This is a genomic window from Cryobacterium zongtaii, from assembly GCF_002909375.1.
Lineage (GTDB): Bacteria > Actinomycetota > Actinomycetes > Actinomycetales > Microbacteriaceae > Cryobacterium > Cryobacterium zongtaii.
In genome coordinates, this window is the sequence record NZ_PPXD01000005.1 from 214592 (window position 1) to 237811 (window position 23220).

Consider the following 23220-nt stretch of genomic DNA (forward strand, 5'->3'; position numbering starts at 1 on the left):
ATTCGGAGCCTGGGATGGGGCACTTTGCGGCAACTCGTGCCCACGAATAGGCGGCGCAAGCTACTCCGGCCGGTGGGGGTCGGCGCGGCCGCCCTCCGACTCCCGAGCCCGGTGCCCAAAGTACTCGCCTGCGGTCACCGCGCGATACGACGTCGTGACCATCTGCTCGAGCACGTCCAGGTCGACCTTGTCGAGGTTGGTGACATACAGGCAGCTCAGTGCGGCCTTGTGCGGTCCGAGCCGAGCGAGCTCGTCGGTGTAGGCGCCCAGTCCGTCGGGAAAGTAGATCGACATCGACGCCTTGCGCGGTGAGAAGCCCGCCGCGCCCGCGTCGCCCTCCCGCCCGCTCTCGTACTTGTAGTGGTACTGACCGAAGCCGATGATCGACGAGTACCACAACCGTGCCGGCTCCCCCGTGATGCGCCCGAACATCGTCAGGAGGGCCTCGGCATCCCGCCGCCGGGTGGCGCCGGGGACGGCGTCGACGAAGGCGCGCACCTCGCGGTCGGCGGCCTGGTGGTCGGTGCGGTCGGCGGGGGTTCCTGTTGCCATGCCCCTACGGTAGCGCCGGGCCACGAATACGACCAGTGACCAGCGATGCCAAGCGGATGTTCCGTCGAGTACCCGACTTCCTTCGTAATACTGCTGTTGATGTGGCCTTTCTTCCGCGAACCTAGTCAGGACGGCAGCGAATCGGCAGCAACTCGACACCGGTTCGGCGCCTCAGTCGCGGTGTGCCCGAGAGGCCAGGGAGCAGCCTGCAAAGCTGTCTACGCGGGTTCGATTCCCGCCACCGCGTCGCCTGCGCCGGGGCCTCTGGAGCGACCCCGGCGCGCGCCGCGACGCGCGAGTCAGGCGTGCTGCTCGGTCTTGGCCAGCTGCCGGGCGAGGTCGTCCGGCGACAGGTTGGCGTCGCGGAACGCGTCCGTCAGGGGCAGCTGCAGGCGCAGGTCGGTGCCCAGGCAGAGCGCCGCGCTGCCGCTCTTGAGCTTGAAGTCGAGCACGTGGCCGCCGCCGGTGCGGTCGTCGGTGATGAAGTGGGTGTGGCAGCCGGGCACGCCGATGCCCTGCTCGTAGAGCGGGGTGCGGAAGCCGACCAGGGAGCCGGACACGTTGTGCAGCTCGACGATGGCATCTTCGTCGGTCGCCTCCACCATCGGCCGGTACGGCTTCTGCTGCTTCACGACGGTGCGCATCCGGATCCACTCGAAGTCGCCGTCGATACGCAGCGCGTACATGTAGTTCTCGGATGCCGTCATGTGGTCGATGAACGCGGATGCCTCGGCGCGCACGATATTGTCGGGCAGCCGGCTCTCGATGTGCGGCACGAAGTTCGTCACCACTGCGTACGGGGTGTACGCGCCCAGGTCGGGCTTGGTCACCCCGCCGTCGGCGCGCAGCTGATAACACTTGCCGTCGACGATGAGCATCTCCCCGTCGAGGCCGTTGAACGTGCCGATGCCGAAGCTGCCGTGGCCGAGCAGGTCGCGCACCGTCATCTCACCTTCGTAGACGCCGTCGAGCAGCGCGCTCATCAGGCTGGTCTGGAAGATCTCGTGCCTGGACACGGTGATGTTGGTCACAGCAGCACGTCACTTTCCAGGTCGGCCATCAGTTCATCGCGATTGTTGCGGTAGTCCACCCGCACGTCGATGATGCTCGGGCCGTCGTCGTTCATGGCCTGCTCGAGCACCGCGGCGAAGTCGTCGAGGTGGGTGACCCGGTAACCGTGGGCGCCGAACGACTCGGCGTACTTCACGGCGTCGTAGTCGCCGAGCTGCACGCCGGAGGTGCGGCCGTACTTGCCCTGCTGCTGGAAGGCGACCATGTCGTAAGTGCCGTCGTTGAAGATGATGTGGGTGAATTTGGAGCCGAGCCGCACCGCGGTCTCCAGCTCCATGGCGGAGTAGAGGAACCCGCCGTCGCCGGACACCGAGACCACCGGGGTGCCGGGGCGCACCAGCGTCGCGGCGATCGCCCAGGGCAGTGCCACACCAAGAGTTTGCTGGCCGTTCGAGAACAGCAGGGTGCGCGGGTGGTAGGTGCGGAAGTGCCGGGCCATGTAGATGTAGTGCGAACCCACATCGCAGAGCACCGTGGTGTCGTCGGGCAGCAGGGCCCGCATCGCCAGGGTCAGCTCGGCGGGGTGCACGCCCTCCGACTCGTCGTCACGGTGGACGGGCTGGTCGGCCTCGGCCAGGCGGGCGCGCTCGGTGGCGACGACCGCCGAGGCGGATGCCGACAGGGTGAGCCCATCGATCTGGCTGGCGAGCGCATCCATCGTCTCGGCCACGTCACCGCGCAGTTCGACGGTGGGCCGGTAATAGTCGTCAAGGTCGGCCGACAGTTCGTCCAGGTGGATGATGCGGCGCAGGTGATCCTTGTTCCACTTGGAGGGTTCGTATTCGACGAAGTCGTAGCCGATGGCCAGGATCAGGTCGGCCTTGTGCAGCAGAACGTCGCCGGGCTGGTTGCGGAACAGGCCGACCCGGCCGAGGTAGTGCTCCTCGAGGTCGTGGGAGATCACGCCGGCGGCCTGGAAGGTCTCCACGACGGGCAGCGCGGCAGCGCCGAGCAGGCGGTGCAGCGCGGCGACGGCCCGGTCGGAGCCGGCGCGGGCACCGGCGAGGATCACCGGGAACTGGGCGTCCTTGAGCAGTTGGGCGGCCTGGCTGATGCTGGCGGCCGGGGCCGCGCCGAGCTGAGGGACCCAGTGCGGGGTGGTCATCGACACAGTGGTGGAGTCGGTGAGAACGTCGTAGGGCAACACCACGGCCGCGGCGCCCTTGGGTTCCTGGGTGGCTTGGCGGAACGCGTTGGCGATGGCCTCCGGCACGTTGTCGGCGACGCTCACCTCGCCGGCGGACTTGGTGACGGCGGAGAGCATGCCGACAGCATCCATCGACTGGTGGGTGCGCTTGAGCCTGTCGCCGCGGGAAACCGCGCCGCAGATCGCGACCAGGGGGTCACCCTCGGTGGTGGCGGTGAGCAGGCCCGTGGCGAGGTTGGCGGTGCCGGGTCCGCTCGTGACCAGCACGACGCCGGGTTCGCCGGTGAGCCGGCCGACGGCGGCGGCCATGAAGGCGGCGTTCTGTTCGTGGCGCACCACGATCAGCTGCGGACCGCCGTCGAGGAGGGCGTCGTAGACGGGGTCGATCTTCGCGCCGGGGACGCCGAAGATCCACTTGACGCCGTAGGCCTCGAGGCATTCGACGACGCGGTCGCCGGCCCGGCGGGGCGAGCCGAGTGCTGAGGAGCCGAAGGCGGTGCCGTTGACCGACTCGTCCGGGACCGATGAATTCTGAGTCATGCCGTGCCTCCTGTAGTGCGGGTGACGCCGTGGTGTGAACCGGCGTCTCGTTCTACCCTGCCCGCTCGACCGATATAGAACAACGCCGATACCGGATGCCAATCATCTGCTTCTCAGATGAGAGGTGGGAGGATGGGTGGCATGGATCTCAGGCAGCTTGAATTCTTCAGCGCCGTCGCCGGCGAGCTCAACTTCACCCGGGCGGCCGAGCGGCTCACCATCGCGCAGTCCGCGGTGTCGGCCGGGGTGCGTTCGCTCGAGAGCGAGCTCGGCGTGGAACTGTTCGACCGCAGCCGCCGGCAGATCCGGCTCACCTCTACCGGTGAACTGCTGCTGCCCAAAGTGCGCGGCGCCCTCGACGCCGTCAACGAGGTGCGGGATGTCGCCCAGCAGTCCACCCAGGCCATCACCGGCTCCATCGTGATCGGCCTGATGACCTCGGTGACACTCGTGAACGTGCCACGGCTGCTCGGGCTCTTCCGCACCGGGCACCCGGGTGTGGGGGTGCGGCTGCGCGCGGCGCGGCGCGGCTCGGCCGATCTCGTCGACGAGCTGGCCAGCGGCGAGCTGGACCTGGCCTTCCTGGCTCTCAGCGGAGCGGTGCCAGCGACGCTGTCGGCGGTGCCGATCGCGTCCTCCCCGATGGTCCTCGTGGTGCCCGCGGGGCATCCGCTGGCCGGAGCCGCCGGCGTGGACCTGGCCGACGTCGGCGACGAGGAGTTCATCGATCTGCCGCCGGGCTACGCGAGCCGGCAGATCGTGGACGACGCCTTTGTCGCCGCCGGAGTGGAGCGGCGGGTGATGATCGAGGTCTCCGACATCGGCACCGCCGCCGAATACGTGACCAACGGCCTCGGTGTTGCGCTGCTGCCCGAGTTCGCCGCACACGATGCGCTCAACGTGCGCCGCATCCCGGTGGCGCACGTACCCGACTTCACCGTCTACCTCGCTGCCTCCCGCAAGCGCCGGGCCTCCGCGGCAGTGCGCGCCTTCGTCAACCTGGCCCTCTCCGGCGAGTAGCCCCGCCTCCCGGCCCGCCGATGCCCGCCCGACCCACCCTCGCCCCGCCCCGCCCCGGCCACCGATGCCCGGCCCACCCGGCCCACCGACTGTTCCCGAAGCGGACATCTGCGCCCGGCGCACCGGGCGCACATGTCCGCACGGGCAACAGTTGAAGCGCGCTCGCCCACTCGTGGTGACCGGCGTGATGCGGTGTGCCCGTGGACTGGGACGACCTGCCGGCCGGCTGACCGCCCCTGCCGCGCACCCTTGTTACACTTCGCGTAAGGGGGAACAATGATGAAAACTTTTCGCCATCTGACCGGGGACAACGCGTACCAGCAGAAGTCCGGTGTGCTGAGGGTGGGCCCCCCTCTCGCTCAGTACCGAGCGGCCGCGGGCGCGCTCCTCGTCTCGGCGGTCCTGGTCCTCACCGGCTGCGCCGGTGCGGCACCCGCCGCGGAGGCCCCGTCCACCACCACTCCGTCCCCGGCCACACCGGTACCCACCGCCGTCGGCGCCTGCCCGGAGTCCGACGGACAGGGGCCCTGGGGCGACGTCATCGCCAAGGAACAGGTCACGGATGCCGCCGGCAGCTACTGCCACACGACACTCGACCCGGCGTCAGTCGGCGCCCAGTTCGACCCCGCGGTCGTCGATCTCGACTCGCTGGCGACGTATGGCTTCACCATTGAGGACGCCGAGGCCGCACAGCGAGCGGCGCTCATCTACGTGACGGAAGCAGGGCTGGACTCTGCCCTCCTGGACGACTCCGCGACCGCCGACGCAGCCTGGTTCGAGAGCGCCTCGCCGTGGTTCACGCCTGCGGGTCACACCGCCCTGACACCCCAGGTGGCAAGCTTCGGGCTCAGTGAGGCCGGGGTCATCGTGTCCCAGAGTCTGCCGTCGCCGCTCACCAGGGACGGCGGTCCGCGTGCCACCAACACGGCCGTCGGCGTCGACAAGATCTTCGGCACCCTGAGCGTGGACCAACAGACTCCCCTGCTTGTGGTCAGTACGAACGTCACCGTCGACTACGCCGCCACCGATGCGGCCATCGTGGAAGCGGCCATCCGTGACGAGCGCGGGACCACGAGCCTGAGCGAGGACAGCCTGCGGGCGAGCACACCCACCCTATTCGACGGTTCAGACGACGAAGGACTCGTGCTGGCCGGCGGCTTCAACGTGGGCTTCACCTCCGGCGACCAGACGGCGATCGAGCACATCAGCGCCGCATGGACCCTGTCCACCGGCGACGGAGCACTGCAGATCGACGCCATCGAGCCCGAGCTGGACCCGAGCCTGCGCTAGAGCCGAGTACGCCCGGAGTCGCCAGGCGGCGGTCGCCCGCCCGTTCCGCCCTCAACTGTTGCCGGTGCGGACAAATGCACCCGGCACACCGGGACCAGTTGTCCGCAGCGGCAACAGTTGCCGCCCCTCGCACGCTCTTCCCGGCCGCCGTGGCCGGTGCCACGATGAGTCCACGCTGAGCCTCCACATTGAGCATCAAACGAGGAGCGAGGAACGAGGGGACGATGACGATCGACGTGAGCCCGGCCCACGACTTCGACGAGATGGCGACCATGTTCGCGCCGAAGAAGCCCGAATCCTCGGTCTGCTGGTGCCTCTCCTGGCGGCTGGACTCGAAGCAGAACCGCGCGCTCACTGGCGCCGCCAGAGCAGACAAGGTGCGGGAGCTCTGCGCGCGGAAGCTCGCCCCCGGTGTGCTCGCCCACCTCGACGGTGAGGTAGCCGGCTGGGCCGGCATCGCCCCGCGATCCGAGCTGCACCCGTTCGCCACCTCACGCAAGATCCCGCACCTGGACGACCTGCCGGTGTGGTCGCTGTGGTGCCTCCGAGTGCGCCCGGGGTACCGCAAGCAGGGCGTCACGCCGGCGCTGATCACCGGCGCCGTCGACTACGCACGAGCATCCGGCGCACCCTGCGTCGAGAGTTACCCCGTAGACAACGACGGACAGCGGGTGGACCTCACCATGGCCTACGTCGGCACCAGAACCATGTTCGAGCGCGCCGGCTTCACAAAGGCGGCCGACACCGACTCCATAGCCGGCGGGTTCCCCCGCATCCTCATGCGGCTGATGCTCGACTGACGCCCCGGCGACCTGCTCCGGCTAGCCGCAGTACTCGCTGTCCATTTGAGCAGTGTCGCGCACGACGATAGTGTCCACCAGCCCGGCGGAGCTCAACCCGAAGTTGATCCAGTGTCCGCTGCCGTCGGGCAGGGAGTAGTACGGGGCGTACGTGCCGTCGTTTTGCTCGATATCAGGGTAGGCGGCCGTGACCTGGTCCAGGGTGGCACCGATTCCGATTCCTGCGCTGGTCTGCGGCGAATTGGCGGCGACCGTGGCCTCAGACCCCCAGGCCTGCAGCACGATCTGGTCCGTGACACCGGTGCCCGACGGGTCGGGGAGCCAGATGCTCGGGAAGTCGGTCTTGTCGAGGGCGGTCACCCACGGGCAGCCATCCTGGATCGTGGTGGTGAACGCGGTCGTCGAGGCGGCCTGGTCGGCCAGCTGCCCATGCAGGGTCAGCGGTCCGATGGCTGTGTAGTCGATGAGCCATGAGCTCGGATCATCCAGGTTCGGCTCGGCCGGCGCCGGCGTGGCAGACGGCACCGGCGTCTCGGTGGGAGCGGTGAATGCCGCCCCGGCTGCCGGCTTCTCGCCGCCTGGTTGTTCGCCGGCGGACTCGCCGGCACATCCCGCTACGAGCAGCACGCCAACGGCGAGTGCCGCAATCGTGCCATGCCTGTGGAGCGCCGATGCTCTGCTATTCATGTCTATCCCCCCGGATGTCGATGCCCCGTAGCGTACTCCCAGGACCTCATGAAATACCAGATCGCAGGGAACTTCTCCGCGCCCTCATTCCGAAGCTGTGACGGCATAGCGCTCAGCGAGGTGGCCGAAGGCGGCGGAAAGCTCGGGCGGGCCCACGACCTCGATGGTGGTGTCGAACCGGCCCAACGATGCGGCCAGCGCCACCCACGACCAGGAGCCGACCTCGTAGCGGCAGCGGTCGGGTCCGAGGTCTTTGACGATGCCGTCGCCGGCGAACGGCAGCACCGCGGTGGCGGGCAGCCCCAGGATCACAGTGCCCCGGCAGGGCCAACTGTTCGCCCGTTCCGATCCCGTGAATCGGGCCGAAACGTAGTCGCGCACGTTTCTCCCGGGAACCTCACGCGGGGTGAACCGGGGCCCGGTGGGTGTGCGCGGCGCAACCCGGTCGGCGCGGAAGATCCGCCAGTCTCCCCGGTCGAGGTCCCAGGCGACGAGATACCAGCGCCCGCGGGAGGTGACGAGGTGATGGGGTTCGACCCGGCGCGGCGGCGTCGGCGTCGGATCTGTGTCGCCGGGTTGCCGGCTCGCGTAGTCGAAACGGAGCACCTCACGGGCGCGGATGGCGGTGGACAGTGCGATGAGCACAGCCGGGGAGACCGGGTCGGTGACGGCGTCCCCGGCGCGGGTCGGGATGGTCGTGAAGGTGAGGGCGTCCAGACGGTGACGCAGGCGGGCGGGCATCACCTGCCGCATGGTGGTCAGCGCTCGCACGGCGGCCTCTTCGATGCCGGCCCCGGTCACGGTGGCGGCCTGCAGCGCCACGGTCAGGGCGATGACCTGGTCGTCGTCGAACAGGAGCGGTGGCAGGTCGGTGCCGGCGTCCAGCCTGTAGCCGCCGTCCGGTCCCTTCATGGCGTGGATGCTGTAGCCCATCTCGCGCAGGCGGTCGACGTCCCGGCGCACCGTGCGGTGGCTGATCTCGAGCCGATCGGCGAGGAGGGCACCAGGCCAGTCCCGCCGGGTTTGGAGAAGCGAGAGCAACAGCAGCAGCCGTGAAGTAGTCGACGTCATGTTTTTCACTCTAGGCGCAGTAGAGGACCGAATCTGTCCTCTACTGGTGTGACCATGGCAGGTATCCGGGACGAGCCCGGCGAACCCCCTCGAATCTAGGAGCAGACATGACCATTCACACGACCCCTCACCTCAACTTCCGCGGCGACGCCCGAGCAGCACTGGAGTTCTACCAGGGTGTCTTCGGTGGCCAGCTGGTCGCCATCAGCTACGCGGATGCCCACCGGGCGACCGACCCCGCCGAGGCCGACCAGATCCTCTTCGGCTCGGTCACCTCCCACGACGGCTTCCGCATCATGGCGTACGACGTGCCGTCCGCCAAGGCCTACGCGCCGGGCACGATCCCCGTGTTCGTCTCCGTTCGCGGCACGGATGCGGCGGCGATCACCGGCTACTGGGAGAAGCTGGCCGAAGGCGCCACCGTCGTCGAGCCCCTCGCGACGTCACCGTGGTCACCGCTGTACGGGATGCTCACCGATCGCTTCGGGGTCACCTGGGTGCTGGATGTGGAGGTAGCGTGGGACGCGGCCTGATCTGACCGACCGGTGGGGCGGGTGGATGCGCTCGCCTCGCCCCTACCGGGACGTCCCTCCGACGATCGCCTTCAGCAACGCCGTGTCGTGCCCGAGGCCGAGCAGCGCCTGAGCGCGGCGCCGATGGCCGTCCCAGGTGCCCGGGTCCATGTTGCCCAGCAGGGAGACGACCATTCGCGTGCGCGGGTTCGCTGCAAAGACCTCGCGATGGTCGTCGATGAACGTCCAGTACAACCCGTCCCAATCGGCCATCCACTCGCCGGCGGGCAGGTCTGACATTTTTCGCAGGTAGTTGCTGCCCGACACATAGGGCTTGGTGGTGATCTCGTCGCCTGCGGCGAATTGGCTCATCGCGTAGACGTTGGGCACCATCACCCAGTCGTAGGCGTCGATGAACATCTCCATGAACCATTCGTAGACCGCATCGGGGTGGATGCGCAGCAGCGACATCGCGTTGCCGAGCACCATCAGCCGCTCGATGTGGTGGGCATACCCGGTGTCGAGCACCCGCGAGATGACCAGATCCACGGGAGCGAGACCGGTGGTCGCATCCCACCACCCGTCGCCAAGGGCCCTCTGGTGGTCGAGCCGGTTCGAGGTCCGCATTTCGCGACCGCGGGTTCGGTAGGTGGCGCGCATGTACTCCCGCCAGCCGATCACTTGCCGCACGAACCCCTCCAGGGACGCGAGCGGAGTGCCGTGATCGGCGCCCTCGAGCACCGCGTCAACGACGTCTCGCGGGTCCAGCAGCCCGACATTCAACGCGCCGGTCAGGAGGCCGTGATTGATGAACGGATGCGTGGCGGAGATCGCATCCTCGTACGGGCCGAAGTCGTTCAGGCGGTCACGGACGAACTCCTGCAGGTGCTCCCGGGCTTCGTCTACGCTGGTCGGCCAGGCGAACAGGTGCGGGTCACCCGGGGCATCCGGGAATTCGGCGCTGACCCAGGCGATCGCTGCGTCGACCTCGGCCGGCACCTCGACCGTGTCCGGGTCGTCCACCAGCGCGTCGAAGTCGAAGGCGCCCTCCCGCTGAAGCACGGGATGGCCGGCGAAACGGCCGACGGGGTGGGGCGTGTACCCGCGCGGCAGCTTCTTGCGGTTGTCGACGTCGTAGGACCACTTCCCGCCGACCGGTTTGCCGTTCTCGAGCAGGATGTCCAGTCGGCGGCGTTGCCACACGTAGAAGTCCTGCATGCGGGAGCCGTTGTGGGAGAACCAGTCATCGATCTGCACCCGGTCGGTGAGGAAGTTCGGCGTCTCCAGCACGTCGCCCTGGCGCATCCGGTAGCCGCCGTCGGCGAGGCCGGCGAACAGATCCTGCTCGAGCCAGTCATCGACAACGTCGAACCAGGTCACCTGCTCCGGCTCGCGCGTCCGAATGAACTCCGCGAGTTGGTCGTGGGAGCTCCGATCGGCAGCGCTTGGAAGAACGACAACTTCGTACCCGTGCTCGCGCAGTCGGGCTGCGAAGCGGGCCAGCGACGCACGATGCAGGACCAGCTTGTGGGAATGGAACCGGTACTGGCGAAAGAGTAGGTCATGCTCGATGAGCACGAACAGGGTCCCTCCGGCCGCCTCGAAGTGCTGGTCGAAGAGCTGGTGCGGCAGGACGAGGCGCACAGGCGGGGCGGAACTCATATCCCAACGATAGAGCGGCGGGCGGCAGGATTTAGTGCTAGCCACGGAATCCTGGGATTCCTCAACGCTGGACGTCGACGAAGTTTGGCCAGAGCCTTCTGCGGTCGCCCATAGAATTGGTACGTGACCTGAGGAGTCCCCCCACCCCGATGGTCACGGTGCGTCCCGCCGCGTCCCCCCACGCGGCGGGACGTTTTCGGATGGAAGGTGATCCACCTCAAACCCGTCACGAGCGCGCCGGCCCCCCAAAACCCCGTCCCCTGGCTCCCGGCGTACCTCTGCCCTTGTCCCCCCTTGGACATGTCTAACCCTACCTCTATCGGAGCGGTGCTGGTGCTACTCGGCTGTCAGGTCAGAGCCGCCGGACAACCCGTCCTCGAGAAGCTTCGTTATCTCGCGAAGTGCTTCTGGTGACGTGTCCCCGAGGGTTCGGGCCGCGAAGTTGATTACTCGCTTGACTCGGATCATGCGGACCAACTCCAACTGAGAGTCGATACGCTCCGGCAGGTCATCGTCGGACCCGAGCAGGTACTCGGGTGCAATCCCGAAGAAATTTGCGATCTCGGTGAGAAGCAGGACGTCACTGACCAGTGGGCCTTCCCCCCTGACCATGTACTGCCATCGGGCCCTCGAGAGGGAAACCTTTTTGGCTTTGAGACCCGCGGCGATCTCGCGGTAGGTATACGGGGTGTTTCCTTCGGCCACCACTACGTCGAGCAGCAGGTTCAGCTTGCGTGCAAGCTCCAGTTGTGGAGTGGGCAGTGGGGTCCCTGTCCCACTCGCTTCACTAGGCGTTTTGGTACTCATCGGTCCTCGAGTCGTTTGTGGTCCCGCGAGATGCATCTGACGCCTGCCGAATATGCTGTTCGATCCTCTGGATGAGTTTGACTTCGCGAGCTGAGAGTGACTGGTCGGGGTGGAGAAGGAGACAGTCCCGAACCTCGACGTAGCGGCGGTGGAGGTGCAAGGCGTGGCTCCCCCGAAAACAGAGCGCTAGCCGTGACGTCGGTGCTTCGATGCTGAGCTCAGGTCGGTCAGCCAGCAGCCGCTCCCACAGCGGGGTGACCTTCCACAGAAGCCGACGGCTTCTGCCTGCGTCGCTCAGGCTCCTGGAAACTCCGACCAGGAGACGGAGACCGAGACCGACCGAGAGGAGAACGGGTGCAAGGAGCGGGCAAGCCACCGATATGGAATCAACTATCACGCTGACGTGGGTGCCACCTGACGCCCTGTTGATCGCCACACCCATCTGTATGACGACGTAGAGCGATACGACCGCGCACCCGGCAAAGATGATCACCAGTGCGGTCTTGAGCGTTGTGTCCGACTGGCGTTTGTAGTCCGTGGAGCACGCGACCATTGTCGAAATCGCAAGAACGATCAGCGCAATCCAGGTCGTGAAGCTGTAGACCAGCTGACTCCAGTTGCCAGGGCCGATGAATTGGATGTTGTCAATCTTCCAGCCGCTGGTGAAGAAGAGGGCAGCCTGAACGAGGATGAGGCCGGTCACTCCCCACAACGCAAAGCGCTTTCGGGTTGAGGTGAGTCCGTCCTTTGAGACAGCTGTCTGGATGAGGCAGTCGAACAGGGCCACACAGATGATCGCAGTCGCGTGGAAGACGAAATAGGTCAGGTCGACTCCGCCCAAGAGTCCGTCGACGAATGCATACGGGCCGTCGGTGATCAGCGACATGGTGACGGCGAAGGCCACCATGAACCAGAAAAGCAGACGCCGTTTGCCGCGGAGCGCGCTCGGCACGAGGAGCAGGGTCGTGCCCCAGAGTGCCGCGAGCACCGCGTATTCGATCAGAGCGAACATCAGAGAACCTGCCCGAATCCGGTCTCGGCTCCGCGCCTGCTTTGTGAGGCGTCCTTCCGAAGGATCATCGCAAGCTCGTCCCCGATAGCCTCCGCCATTGCCTCTTCCTCATCGGTGAAGCTGTTTCGGGACAGCGCCGCGACAATGGCGTTCATCGGGATGAGGGGTGCGAGAAGCGCGACCCTGTCGGCCGGCATGATCATCTTCTTGTGGTTGAGGATCATGTGACCGAATTCATGATTCACGAACTGCTGCCGGTGGACGGCCGAGTCTGTTGGCGCGCAGTAGATCCGCTCGAATTCTTCACCGGCCACCTCGAGCCAGAGCGCGCAGATTCCACTGTCAAGCATTCCCTGAGGCGCCTGCACGACGACGATCTTCTTCGTGCGGATCTGCTCCATATGGTGGTGCAGGATTTCCGAGTTCAGGGGGCGTGGGAGGTCTATCTCCTGCACCAGTTGTTGAGCGCGTAGTTGCCGTGCTGCGTAGTTCACTATGGATCCGATTCTCGTGTCGATCCGCTGCGTCTCCCCTAGCCGGATCCAGCGCATCTGAGACATGGATGACTGCCGTCAGCATGGGATTACTCAAGGTCTCCATGATAGCCACGAGCCAGCGCCAGTGGCTCCCGCAGGACTCAGGCGGGTCACCCGATCAGCCGATAATCCCGCGCCGACTGAATTCCGTTCTTGAAGAACGTGCGGCTGAACCAGCCGATGTCGAACTCATAGGTCGCCCCGGGTATGAAGCTGGCTGCGATCTCGTCCTGGTTATCGCTGGTCACGCCCCAGTGAATTGCCAGCGGACCGCAGTCCTGTGTCTTCACCAGAACGGACACGGTCGTCACTGACCCTCTCGATCCGCTGGAGGTCGTTCTCGGCTCGGCGGACATCACCTCGCACCGAATGGACTGGACAACCCTCGTGTCCAACCACGGACTGGCAAAGATGACGGCCGCTACGACGAACATGAGAAGGAACAGCACAACCGACAATCGGCTCATTATGGTCGGTTTCTTGGGCGGCGGAGGCGTCCACGGAGTGGGGGGCGGAACCGGGCGGAGCCCGAGTTTGCGTAGACGGGCATTAAGCATCCGCGTGTGCTCCACACCCGACCGGCGAGCGTCATCGGCCCTGCACTGCGCCGTCGTCCAACCGGCCTCCCGGTGTGCTGCCCACCGCCGACGGGCAGGCGCCGAGCGCACGTAGAGGGTTACAGCCACGGCGAAGGCAATTACCTGGCCCAGGGCTCCGAACGTGAAGCCGGTGACGGCCATGTCGACGACCATGGCCTGATCGGTATATGCGGGGTTGCCGGCGCCTCCCACAATCCCCCAGTACGTTCCCCAGCCACCGATCAGAACGACAAAAAGCAGAGAATACCGCCACAGGTAGGACCAAAACAGCCAGTGGGACGGAGGCCCGCCGGCCACGACCGGAAGGGTACTTCCCGCCACGGTCCCCGCAGCGGCCCCGCCAGTCTCGGAATCTTGGTGCTGCTGACCCTCCTCTGTGGGCTGGGGGGTCGAGTCGCGGGTCATAGCTTCGCCTCGGCGACGGCGAGAGGAACGACGCTCTGGACGTCACGGCTCATCAACGTCTCTTGCTTCTTGATCCCGTGTCCAAAGGGTTGTGCAGCGCAATGCAGTCTCATTCGGACCACCCCCAATCCCACGCACGCCGGACGGCCCGAGCAACCCCAATGCTAGCTTGCCGTCACCTCACCTGATGTCGCCCTGAACAGGCGTTATTGTGACCAAGCGGTGGCCACAAAAGCGCACAGCCGCCAAGAACACGTGTTCTAAGCGGCTATCGCCTTGGGCAGGCAGGTCGACGCTGCAGACCGGGGAATCTGGCCCGTAGGAGATCGGCTTAACCGTGCGCTACGTGCGCACGCTTGCGCGCATAGGCGCGGGCTGCGCGCACTCGGTCACCGCACCTTGTTGAGCACCATTGCCGTCGCGCATGCGTGCGGAGGAAGAACCGCCAGCACCCATCCGCTTCGCAGGACGCGAGCATCGACGCGTCCTCGCTGGCGAGCAACGTCGCCGCGTCCTCGGCGATGAGGGCCATGACGTGCTCGACCACCTGGGTCGTCGGGTGATCGGCGCTTCGGGTATACCCCTTCGTCGGCTCGAACCGCAAGAGCAGGGCCCCTGGGGCACTGGTCAGTGTGCGATTGAGGGCCTCAATCGCGTCTGGCGGAGGGACCTCTCCCGCGGTGTGCGCAGCGAAGACGCCGCGCAGGCTTTCGCGCAGCGCCACTATCCTTCCCCGGCAGTACTCGTGCAGCAGGGCCTCCGGGACGATCAGGTCGCGGGCGAGCAGCCAGGCCCGCACAGCCTCAGGGTCGGCCAAATCGTCATGGCGCTTGCCTCTGGGAAGGATGCTCACACTGTTGACCAGAGCGAGACAAGGGTGCTCGTCGGCACCCGGCACGGCAATCTGCGTTGTCTCCTTCACATTACTCATGGTATCAGCCACATTCTCCCGTGAGGTCTCTGTTAGGCTTCGATCACGTCAAAAAATATACTTTCCCATGAGAATTGAGGTAATTGCATGCAGCTCGGGCCCCCATCAGGCACCGCACCATTTGCACTGTCTGTGCTCGCCAGCGGCGGAACCGGCGTCGGGGCGACCGCCGAGGAAGGGCTCACGGGGACTATCGCACTGGCCCGTACGGCGGACCGGCGGGGGTTTCATCGGTTCTGGATGTCGGAGCATCATGCGATGGGAGCGACGTCTGTGTCCTCGCCGCCGCTGATGATCGCCCGGCTTATCGCCGAGACGGCACGCATACGCCTCGGCGCGGGAGGGGTGATGCTCCCGAACCATGCACCGTTGTTGATCGCGGAGCAGTTCGGGATGCTCGACGCGATGGCCCCGGGCCGGATCGATCTCGGACTGGGGCGTGCTCCCGGCACCGACGGGGCTACAGCTGAAGCGCTGCGCCGGGGCGCGGACGGCAACGACCGCTTCCCACAGCAGGTGCTCGAGCTGCTCGGATTCCTCGGCGACGAGTTCCCGCCCGGGCATCAGTATCGGGCGGTCCACGCAGTGCCTGGACCGTGGCAGGCAGCTCAGAACCGGGTGCCCGCACCCTCGACCAGGCCGGAGGTCTGGGTGCTGGGCTCCTCGCCGTACTCCGCGCGTCTGGCCGCGCAGCTCGGCCGACCCTATGCGTTCGCGCTGCAGTTCGGCGATGCCGACATCGACACGGCCTTGCGTCTCTACCGCGACGAGTTCCAGCCCTCCGACCTGCTCGCCGAGCCTCGCACCCTCGTGAGCGTTCCCGTCGCGATCAGCGACGACGCTGCCGAGGCGAAGCGCCAGGCCGCGACGTCAGCGATGGCGATGCTGCGCATGTTCAAGCGCGAGGGATACCTGTTGCTGCCGCCGGACGAAGTCGAGGCGTACCCGGCCACGACGCAGGAGCGGCAGGTCCTCGACGCCTACACCAACCGCAGCTTCCACGGCACCCCCACCAGGGTGGCCGACCGGCTCGAAGCTCTGCAGGAGCGCACCGGCGTCGACGAGGTCACGCTCGTCGTCAGCGGCCACTCGGCCGAACTGGATCGGCGCGGGCTTGAACTCATCGCCGATCACTACGACCTTTCACGCGTCTAGATCTAATCACCCCCTCATCCCCACCCTATGAAACGGAGAATGACATGACAGCACTACGCCGCGCCCTGATCGTCATCGACACCCAGAAGGAGTACTTCGAAGGACTCCTCCCTATCCAGTACCCCGACCGTACTGAGTCCATCGCGCGCATCCGCGCGGCGATGGAGGCGGCCGAGCAGGCCGGCACTCCGGTCGTACTCGTCCAGCACGAGCTCCCCACGGAGGCTCCGGTCTTCGCCGCCGGATCGGCGACCTTCCAGAACCACCCCGAGGTGGCAGCCTTTGAGGACCGGGCTTCCAAGCACATCAGCAAGCAGTTCTCCAGCGTCTTCGCGGGCACCGATCTCGAAGCATGGCTGCGTGACCAGGGCATCGACACGATCACCCTCGTCGGATACATGTCTAACAACTGCGTCCTTGCCTCCGCAGCGGCCGCTGAACCGCTTGGCTTCGTCGTCGAAGTCCTCTCGGATGCGACCGGCGCGATCGGTCTCGGGAATGAGGCGGGCAACGCGCCCGCCCGACAGGTTCACGAGACGCTGATGACGCTGCTTCAATCGAACTGGGCGGCCGTCGCCGACACCGACGCTTGGACTGCTGCACTGCGGGCCGGCAAGCCTTTGGGAAAGAGTGACCTGGTCACCTCGGCGGCACGGGGCCGTTAGGCACCCTGAGGAACGTTACAAAGCCATCCGAGCGCAATGCCGGGCCGCGACCCAACGGTCTCGGGCCGGCATGCCCCTGACGTCGTCTGAAGACACTAAAAGCTGACATCCACTAGACGTTGAAGCGGAACTCCACGACGTCGCCATCCTGCATGACGTATTCCTTGCCCTCGATGCGGGCCTTGCCCTTGGCGCGGGCTTCCACCACGGAGCCGGCGTCGATCAGGTCCTGGAACGCGAAGACCTCAGCCTTGATGAAGCCCTTCTGGAAGTCGGTGTGGATGACACCAGCGGCCTGCGGGGCGGTCCAGCCCTTGTGGATGGTCCAGGCCCGCGTTTCCTTGGGGCCGGCGGTGAGGTAGGTCTGCAGGCCCAGAGTGTCGAAGCCGATGCGGGCGAGCTGGTTGAGCCCGCTCTCCTCCTGTCCGGTGGAGGCCAGCATCTCGGCGGCATCCTCTTCGTCGAGTTCGGCGAGCTCGGATTCGAGCTTGGCGTCGAGGAACACGGCGTTGGCCGGAGCGACGAGGGCGGCCAGCGTGGCCAGCTTCTCGGCATCCTGCAACACGGCCTCGTCGACGTTGAAGACGTAGATGAACGGCTTGGTGGTGAGCAGGCCGAGTTCGCGGATGGGCTCAACGTCGATCTTCGACGCCGACAGCGGCTTGCCGGTGTCGAGGAAGGTCTGCGCCTCGAGCGCGGTCTTGAGAACGCTCGGGTCGAGCTTGCGACCCTTGGTCTCCTTCTCGTACCGGACGATCGCCTTTTCGAGGGTCTGCAGGTCGGCGAGAACGAGCTCGGTGTTGATGGTCTCCATGTCACCGGCCGGGTTGACCGCACCGTCGACGTGCACCACGTCGGGGTCGGCGAAGCCACGGATGACCTGCGCGATGGCGTCGGCTTCACGGATGTTGGCGAGGAACTTGTTGCCCAGGCCCTCACCCTCGCTCGCGCCGCGCACGATGCCGGCGATGTCGACGAACGACACCGGGGCCGGCAGCAGACGCTCGCTGCCGAACACCTTGGCCAGCTTCGCCAGGCGGTGGTCGGGCAGGTTGACGATGCCAACGTTGGGCTCGATGGTGGCGAACGGGTAGTTCGCCGCGAGCACGTTGTTCTTGGTCAACGCGTTGAAGAGGGTGGACTTGCCGACATTGGGCAGTCCGACGATTGCAATAGTAAGAGCCACGAGAGTCCATGGTACCGGCTCAGCCCGTTCGGACGCGCCCCTTCACGCCAGGCCCGGCCGGCGGATGCCGCGGCGCGGCAGCGTCGGTGGCGCGTGAGACCATGAGGCGTGCCCGTCAACTTCACCGCCATCGATTTCGAAACCGCCAACTCCTCGGCCGCCTCGGCCTGCTCGGTGGGGTTGGTGAAGGTGCGCGACGGCGTCGTCGTCGACAAGATCGGCTGGTTCATCAAGCCGCCGCTGGGCCACGACCTGTTCCAGGAGTGGAACATCAAAATCCATGGCATCCGGCCCGAGCACGTGGCCGCGGCGCTGAGCTGGTCGCAGCAGCTGCCCAACCTCGTCGACTTCGCCGACGGCGACGTGCTCGTGGCACACAACGCCGGCTTCGACCTGGGTGTCATCAAGACCGCATCCGCGATCACGGGCATGACGGTGCCCGATTTCCGCTACGTGTGCAGCCTGCAGGTGGCCCGCAAGACCTACCATCTCGACTCCTACCGGCTGCCGGTCGCGGCGATGGCCGCCGGCTTCGAGGACTTCTCGCACCACAACGCCCTCGCCGACTCCGAGGCCTGCGCCGCGATCATGATCCACGCCGCCGACCGGCACGGCGTCGACACCATCGAAGACCTGGCCCGCATCTGCGGCGTCAACGTCGGCGTGATCGGCCCGGTCGCCACCCTGGAACACCGCGCCACGCACGGCCCGATGGCTCTGAACTAGCCGGCACCGAGCTAGCCGGCGCCGAGCTAGCCGGCACCGACTGCCCTGGGCAGCTCCGGCCGCACGACGCGCGTCCCGGCTCCCGGCGGTGTCGGTGGCCGCTGTCAGACTGGCCGCATGGATCTCCTCGCGCTTCTCTTCGGCCTGCTTCTCGGTGTGCTGCTCGGTGCCCTCGTGAGCGCCGTGTTCCTCCAGCGTCGCCGGTCGCCCGGCCCTGCACTCGATGATCCGGCCGTGCTCGAGGCCCGGCATCAGGTGGTGCTCGCCGACACCCGCGCCAGGGAGGCCGGTGTGCAGTCGCTACTGCGGGAGGAGCTCGCCTCGATGCAGGCCACCGCCGACGGCCTGCGCGACCAGATCGCCGACCAGCGACGGCAGTACCGCGAGATCGTTGACCGGCAGCGCGACGACCAGGCTGCACGCACCGAACGGGGCCGACAGGAGAGCCAGGTGCTGCAGGCCCTGGCCCCCGTGAAAGACAGCCTGGCGAACATGCAGCAGAAGATAGCCGAGCTCGAGCAGCAGCGCAGCCTGCAGCACGGCGAGCTCACCGAACAGCTGCGCTCGGCCACCGAGTCCGAGGAGCGCCTGCGCAGCACCGCCGAATCCCTGGCCTCGGCCCTGCGCGCCAACAACACCCGTGGTGTCTGGGGCGAGACCCAACTGCGCAGCGTCGTCGAGGCCGCCGGGCTCATCGAACGGGTCGACTTCGACGTGCAGTCCAGCATCACGTCGGATGCCGGCGCCGGCCGGCCCGACATGGTCGTGCACCTGCCCGGCGGCAAGAACATCGCCGTGGACGCCAAGGTGCCCTTCACCGCGTTCCTCGAGGCCAGCCAGATTCCGGCGACGGCGACCGGTGCGGATGGCGCCCAGCGCGCCGTGTTCATGAAGGCGCACGTGAAGGCCGTGCGCGACCACGTCAGCGCGCTGGGCAGCAAGGCCTACTGGCAGGGCCTGGCGGCCTCCCCCGAGCTCGTGATCGCGTTCATCCCCAGCGAATCGCTGGTTTCGTCGGCGCTGGAGGCCGACCCGTCCCTGATGGAGTTCGCGTTCAGCAAGCGCGTCGCACTGGCCTCCCCCGTCACCCTGTGGTCGGTGCTGAAGACGGTGGCGTTCAGCTGGCAGCAGGATGTGCTCACCCACGATGCCCAGGTGCTCTTCGACCTCAGCCGTGAGCTGTATTCCCGGCTGGCCACCACCGCCACCCACATCGAGAAGCTCGGCAGGGCGATCGAGCGCACCGTGAAGGACTACAACGGCTTCGTCGGCTCGATGGAGCGCCAGGTGCTGCCCACCGCCCGCAAGCTCAACGCCCTCGACGAGTCGAAGGTGCTGGCCCCGCTGGTGGGCATCGAAGAGACCCCCCGCGAGCTGGTGGCCTACGAGTTCGTGGCCGCGCTCGAGACCGATGCCCTGGAAGCGATCCCCACCCGCGACTGAGCTCGCAGACACGTTCAGAGTGCGCGAAGGGCACATTTGCGGCTCGTCGGCGGGGGTGTCGCTTCGAAAAGGCGTGCGCGGATGGCGCCGACGGCACCGCTACGGGATGGCGCGGGCGGTGCGCTCGAGGTCGGACACCGGCTGTTCGCGCTGGGTGGCGATCGCCGCGCCGGCCGCGGCGCAGACTACGACGATGGCGACCTGCTGCTGCAGAAGCAGGGTCTCTCCGAGCACCAGCACGCCGAAGACCGCCGCGACGACCGGACCGAAGCTCGTGATGATCGCGTAGAGCCGAGGGGTGATCCGGCGCAGGATGAAGGTGTCGAGCGTGTACGGGAACGCCGAGGACAGCACGCCCACGGCGACGAGAAGGCCGATCACGCCCCAGTTCAGCTTCGAGTAATCCACGGTGACCAGCGCCAGCGGAACGAGCAGCACCAGGCTGACCAGGCTGGCGATGGTGATGCCCTCCAGGCCAGGCAGCTGGGTGGCCACCCGGCGGGTGAGCAAAATGTAGGCGGCCCAGGCGGCCGCGGCGGTGAGCGCCAAGGCGATGCCGAACGGGTCGAGTGTGCCATCCGACCAGGTGAGCAGGAACACCCCGCCGGCGGCAGCGGCCGCGCAGACGAAGTCGAGTGCTCGGCGGGACGCGGCCAGCGCCACGGCGAACGGGCCGAGGAACTCGATGGTCGCGGCCACGCCCAGGCCGAGCCGGTCGACCGACTCGTAGAAGGTGAGGTTCATCACCGCGAGCACAACGCCCAGCATCAGTGCCGGCCACAGCCTTGCCCAGGTGAAGGTGACGAACTTGGGCCGGTAGAACGGCAGCACGGTGATCGCCATCAGGAGCTGGCGCACCGCCACGACGACGGGCGAGCCGACCACGGGGATGAGTAGCCCAGCCAACGACGAGCCGTAGTTGATCGTCACCTCGGTGACGAGTTGGGCTCCGGCGCCGGTGAGGCGGTCACGCTTGGCTGTCACTATTCTCCCCCGCCGACCGGATGCGGCACTCCGACGACACTACCGGCCAGCCACCGCAGGCTGGCCGCGCGGTTCGCCAGGTCAGCTGCGCCGGTAGCCCAACCGGCCAACGGCGGCCGGGTCGTCCTCGATCTCGGCGACCCCGTCGAAGACCGCATCGGCCGGGTAGACCAGCAGCGGCACGCCCGCCACCACCTGGATGGTGACGTCAACCGTCTGACCGGGGTCGGTGATGTAGCAGCGCATCTCGAAGAACTCCCCCAACGGCTTGCCCGAGGTCACGGCGTCGTTGAGGTAGCTCACGAGGGCGTCAGCGAAGCGGTCCGAGACGGTGAAGCTTCTGCCGTAGTAGTCAATGCGTTTCATGTCTGGAACTCTACCGAGCCTCGCTGCCACCAGTGAAGGCCGCCCCGACAGGAGCGGCCTTCACCGGCATTTCAGGCAACGGCCTGAACGGTCTACGGCTGGAGGAGGCTGTTACGACGACGACGAACCGCCAGGAGCACCCCGCCCGCAGCCAGCAGCAGCGCGGCTGCGCCCACTAGCGGGCCGACCTGTGCGCCGGTGGCTGCGAGGACGCCGCCGATGGCCGAGGCGACGCCTGCCGCCACAGTTTTCGTGGGACCGGCGCCTGAGACCGCTCCGGCCGACGGATCAACAGTCGGCGCCGGGGTCACACCGGCCGCGGCGACGGTGAGCGTGGCCGACACCGAGACGCCGGTCTGGGCACCGGTGAGGGTGACGGTGTACCGGCCCGGGGCGGTCGGCGCAGTGCCGGTGAACACGGCTTGACCATCGATCACGTCGGCGACGCCCAGCGGGTCAACCGAAGCGGCGGTGCTCACCTCGCTGGTGGCGCGCCAGTCGGCGGCCAGCCCCGCGCCCGTCGCGGTGAAGTCCGCGCCGGGGGTCACCGTGGCCTTGTCGAGAGTGAGCGTGGCGGCGGCGCTCAGGGACCTGAGGTCGGTGTTCAGGGCGAGAGCGTTGGACGAGGTGAAGAACAGGTCGGTCTGGTCGGTGAGCCCGAGCACATTGGCCGCGCCGGGGCCGTAACCGGCGATACGCACCTGGGATCCGGTGTGCTGCTGTGACTCGCCGGCTTCGGCGGTGCCGTAGCTCACGAGCATGGGCGAGCCCTCCTCGGTGGTCAGCGCGACGCTGAGCCCGGGCGGGGTGGATCCGACGATCTGGCTGGTGTGGGCGTGGTCGGCGGTCACCACGACGAGGGTGTTGCCGTCGGCTTTGGCGAAGGCGAGTGCAGACTGCACGGCCTCATCGAGGTCGATGGTCTCGCCGATCTGGCCGCAGGCATCTGCGGCGTGGTCGCGCTTGTCGATGCTGGCACCCTCGACCTGCAGGAAGAAGCCCTGCTTGCTGTCTGCGGACAACAGGTCGATGGCCTTGTCGGTCAGAGAGGCCAGGGACAGGCCGGTGTCCAGGCGCGCAGGGTTCGCTGTGCAGGAGACCGGGGCGAGGTCGGCACCGCCGACGGTGGCGTCCGGGCCGATCCAGCGGGTGGGGAAGTTGCCCGGGGTGAAGAGTCCGAGCACCGGGGCGCTCTGGTCGGCCGCGGCGACCGAGGCCAGGCCCGCTGCGTCGTTGACCAGCTGGTAGCCGCGGTCGGTGGCCTGCTCGAAGAGAGTCTGCCCGGCCCAGTCGCCGGCGACGGCCCTCTCGTTGAAGGTGGCCGAACCGCCGCCGAGCACCACATCGGGGCGCAGGGTGAGCAGTTGCTCGGAGATGGAGCCCAACCCACCGTTCTCTAGAGCCTCCGAGGCGCAGTTCGCCGTGGTCTTCACCGGTCCGTAGCAGCCGCGAGCGGAGATGTGGGCGATCTGCGCGCCCGGGGTGGCGTCCTGGATTTCGGCAGTCGACACGTTGCCGGTGCGCAGCCCGTTGGCCTTGGCCAGTTCAAGCAGCGTCGACTGGGGGGTGCCTGCGATGTCGACCGAGAGCGCACCGTTGTTGGTCTTGGTGCCGGTTGACCAGCCGCTGGCGGTGGAGGCTGACTCCGACGCGTAGTTCGGGGTGCCGTCCTTGTTGAGCGCGTAGGTCGTGTACTGGCCGGTCAGCGGCAGCGCATCGATTCCGGCGAACGCGCCGGCGGCGCCCTCGGCGTAGTTGCGGGCCACCGTGATCTCGCTGTCGCCCATGCCGTCACCGATAAGGAGAATGACGTTCTTGGCCGGCCCGTCGACGATCGATTCGCGGATGGCAGCGGTCTTGGCGCCGGTGTTGCGGGCAGCCCCGCCGTGGTCGTCGGTGGCAGCGTATGCGCCGAGCGGAGCGAGAATGCTGGCGCCGGCGATGAGGCCGGTCGCTGCGACCATGAGCGCGCTGCGCCCTGGCCGTCGAATGGATGACTTGGACGCACGGTACACGTTGTTCCCCCTGGAATTGGTGTGTGGGTTGGCCCTGG

The 23220-nt window shown here is 67.2% G+C and carries 23 protein-coding genes and 1 tRNA gene; 9 read left to right on the forward strand and 15 right to left on the reverse strand.

Annotated features, from left to right (window positions below; all coding sequences use genetic code 11):
* Positions 1–60: 60 nt before the first annotated feature.
* Positions 61–552, reverse strand: coding sequence for a DUF1801 domain-containing protein (locus C3B61_RS03220; protein ID WP_103459517.1), 492 nt, complete (start codon positions 550–552; stop codon positions 61–63).
* Positions 553–728: 176 nt separating this feature from the next.
* Between C3B61_RS03220 and C3B61_RS03225 the strand changes: the two genes are divergently transcribed.
* Positions 729–799 (forward strand) — tRNA-Cys (locus C3B61_RS03225).
* 52 nt (positions 800–851) lie between these two features.
* Here the strand turns inward: C3B61_RS03225 and budA are convergent.
* On the reverse strand, positions 852–1583 hold the full coding sequence (gene budA, locus C3B61_RS03230) for an acetolactate decarboxylase (RefSeq protein ID WP_240632405.1): 732 nt from the start codon (positions 1581–1583) through the stop codon (positions 852–854).
* On the reverse strand, positions 1580–3310 hold the full coding sequence (alsS, locus tag C3B61_RS03235) for an acetolactate synthase AlsS (RefSeq protein ID WP_103459518.1): 1731 nt from the start codon (positions 3308–3310) through the stop codon (positions 1580–1582). The genes budA and alsS overlap by 4 nt, the downstream gene beginning before the upstream one ends.
* A 141-nt stretch (positions 3311–3451) precedes the next feature.
* On the opposite strand from alsS, the gene C3B61_RS03240 reads away from it, so the two are divergent.
* The 3 genes from C3B61_RS03240 (at position 3452) to C3B61_RS03250 (ending at position 6420) form a co-directional block, all read left to right on the forward strand.
* Positions 3452–4330, forward strand: a complete 879-nt coding sequence (locus tag C3B61_RS03240; protein ID WP_088455591.1) for a LysR family transcriptional regulator — start codon at positions 3452–3454, stop codon at positions 4328–4330.
* Between the two features lie 276 nt (positions 4331–4606).
* Positions 4607–5620 (forward strand): hypothetical protein, encoded by a 1014-nt coding sequence (locus C3B61_RS03245; protein ID WP_103459519.1) that lies wholly within the window; start codon positions 4607–4609, stop codon positions 5618–5620.
* A 224-nt stretch (positions 5621–5844) separates the two neighbouring features.
* On the forward strand, positions 5845–6420 hold the full coding sequence (locus C3B61_RS03250; protein ID WP_103459520.1) for a GNAT family N-acetyltransferase: 576 nt from the start codon (positions 5845–5847) through the stop codon (positions 6418–6420).
* Between the two features lie 21 nt (positions 6421–6441).
* Here C3B61_RS03250 and C3B61_RS03255 read toward each other — a convergent pair whose 3' ends face one another.
* Together C3B61_RS03255 and C3B61_RS03260 are read right to left on the reverse strand one after the other, a co-directional pair.
* The gene (locus C3B61_RS03255; protein WP_133160217.1) at positions 6442–7107 is read right to left on the reverse strand and encodes a hypothetical protein; all 666 of its coding nucleotides are present in this window, start codon (positions 7105–7107) and stop codon (positions 6442–6444) included.
* A gap of 84 nt (positions 7108–7191) precedes the next feature.
* A complete protein-coding gene (locus C3B61_RS03260) occupies positions 7192–8178 on the reverse strand; it encodes a helix-turn-helix transcriptional regulator (protein ID WP_103459522.1) in 987 nt (328 codons plus the stop codon).
* 107 nt (positions 8179–8285) lie between these two features.
* Between C3B61_RS03260 and C3B61_RS03265 the strand changes: the two genes are divergently transcribed.
* On the forward strand, positions 8286–8711 hold the full coding sequence (locus C3B61_RS03265; protein ID WP_103459523.1) for a VOC family protein: 426 nt from the start codon (positions 8286–8288) through the stop codon (positions 8709–8711).
* A gap of 42 nt (positions 8712–8753) precedes the next feature.
* On the opposite strand, the gene C3B61_RS03270 is transcribed toward C3B61_RS03265, so the two are convergent.
* The 6 genes from C3B61_RS03270 to C3B61_RS03295 form a co-directional block, all read right to left on the reverse strand.
* Positions 8754–10352 carry a cryptochrome/photolyase family protein gene (locus C3B61_RS03270; protein ID WP_103459524.1) on the reverse strand — a complete coding sequence of 533 codons (1599 nt, stop codon included), beginning with the start codon at positions 10350–10352 and terminating at the stop codon, positions 8754–8756.
* 336 nt (positions 10353–10688) lie between these two features.
* Positions 10689–11159: a hypothetical protein gene (locus tag C3B61_RS03275; protein ID WP_103459525.1), complete on the reverse strand. Its 471-nt coding sequence runs from the start codon at positions 11157–11159 to the stop codon at positions 10689–10691.
* Positions 11140–12171 (reverse strand): DUF6545 domain-containing protein, encoded by a 1032-nt coding sequence (locus C3B61_RS03280; protein WP_103459526.1) that lies wholly within the window; start codon positions 12169–12171, stop codon positions 11140–11142. The genes C3B61_RS03275 and C3B61_RS03280 overlap by 20 nt, the downstream gene beginning before the upstream one ends.
* Complete coding sequence (locus C3B61_RS03285; RefSeq protein WP_133159859.1) at positions 12171–12665, reverse strand: hypothetical protein; 495 nt, start codon at positions 12663–12665, stop codon at positions 12171–12173. Before C3B61_RS03285 ends, C3B61_RS03280 begins: the two co-directional genes overlap by 1 nt.
* Positions 12666–12817: 152 nt before the next feature.
* Positions 12818–13459, reverse strand: coding sequence for a hypothetical protein (locus C3B61_RS03290; protein ID WP_241990405.1), 642 nt, complete (start codon positions 13457–13459; stop codon positions 12818–12820).
* Positions 13460–14042: 583 nt separating this feature from the next.
* Positions 14043–14633, reverse strand: coding sequence for a CGNR zinc finger domain-containing protein (locus tag C3B61_RS03295; RefSeq protein ID WP_241990404.1), 591 nt, complete (start codon positions 14631–14633; stop codon positions 14043–14045).
* 96 nt (positions 14634–14729) lie between these two features.
* Here C3B61_RS03295 and C3B61_RS03300 point away from each other — a divergent pair, with 96 nt between their 5' ends.
* Positions 14730–15797, forward strand: coding sequence for an LLM class flavin-dependent oxidoreductase (locus C3B61_RS03300; RefSeq protein WP_103459529.1), 1068 nt, complete (start codon positions 14730–14732; stop codon positions 15795–15797).
* Positions 15798–15841: 44 nt separating this feature from the next.
* Positions 15842–16462, forward strand: a complete 621-nt coding sequence (locus C3B61_RS03305) for an isochorismatase family protein (RefSeq protein WP_103459530.1) — start codon at positions 15842–15844, stop codon at positions 16460–16462.
* A 112-nt stretch (positions 16463–16574) separates the two neighbouring features.
* Here the strand turns inward: C3B61_RS03305 and ychF are convergent, their stop codons facing one another.
* Entirely contained in the window at positions 16575–17648 is a 1074-nt protein-coding gene (gene ychF / locus C3B61_RS03310) for a redox-regulated ATPase YchF (RefSeq protein WP_088455577.1), read from the reverse strand.
* A 108-nt stretch (positions 17649–17756) separates the two neighbouring features.
* Here ychF and C3B61_RS03315 point away from each other — a divergent pair, with 108 nt between their 5' ends.
* Positions 17757–18374, forward strand: coding sequence for an exonuclease domain-containing protein (locus tag C3B61_RS03315; protein ID WP_103459531.1), 618 nt, complete (start codon positions 17757–17759; stop codon positions 18372–18374).
* A 117-nt stretch (positions 18375–18491) separates the two neighbouring features.
* Positions 18492–19817, forward strand: coding sequence for a DNA recombination protein RmuC (locus tag C3B61_RS03320; RefSeq protein ID WP_103459532.1), 1326 nt, complete (start codon positions 18492–18494; stop codon positions 19815–19817).
* Between the two features lie 99 nt (positions 19818–19916).
* On the opposite strand, the gene C3B61_RS03325 is transcribed toward C3B61_RS03320, so the two are convergent.
* The 3 genes from C3B61_RS03325 to phoA all read right to left on the reverse strand — a co-directional run bounded on the left by C3B61_RS03325 (position 19917) and on the right by phoA (position 23131).
* Entirely contained in the window at positions 19917–20801 is an 885-nt protein-coding gene (locus C3B61_RS03325) for an EamA family transporter (RefSeq protein WP_244285818.1), read from the reverse strand.
* Positions 20802–20882: 81 nt separating this feature from the next.
* On the reverse strand, positions 20883–21167 hold the full coding sequence (locus C3B61_RS03330; protein ID WP_088455573.1) for a hypothetical protein: 285 nt from the start codon (positions 21165–21167) through the stop codon (positions 20883–20885).
* 92 nt (positions 21168–21259) lie between these two features.
* A complete protein-coding gene (phoA, locus tag C3B61_RS03335; RefSeq protein ID WP_103459534.1) occupies positions 21260–23131 on the reverse strand; it encodes an alkaline phosphatase in 1872 nt (623 codons plus the stop codon).
* Between the last annotated feature and the right edge of the window lie 89 nt (positions 23132–23220).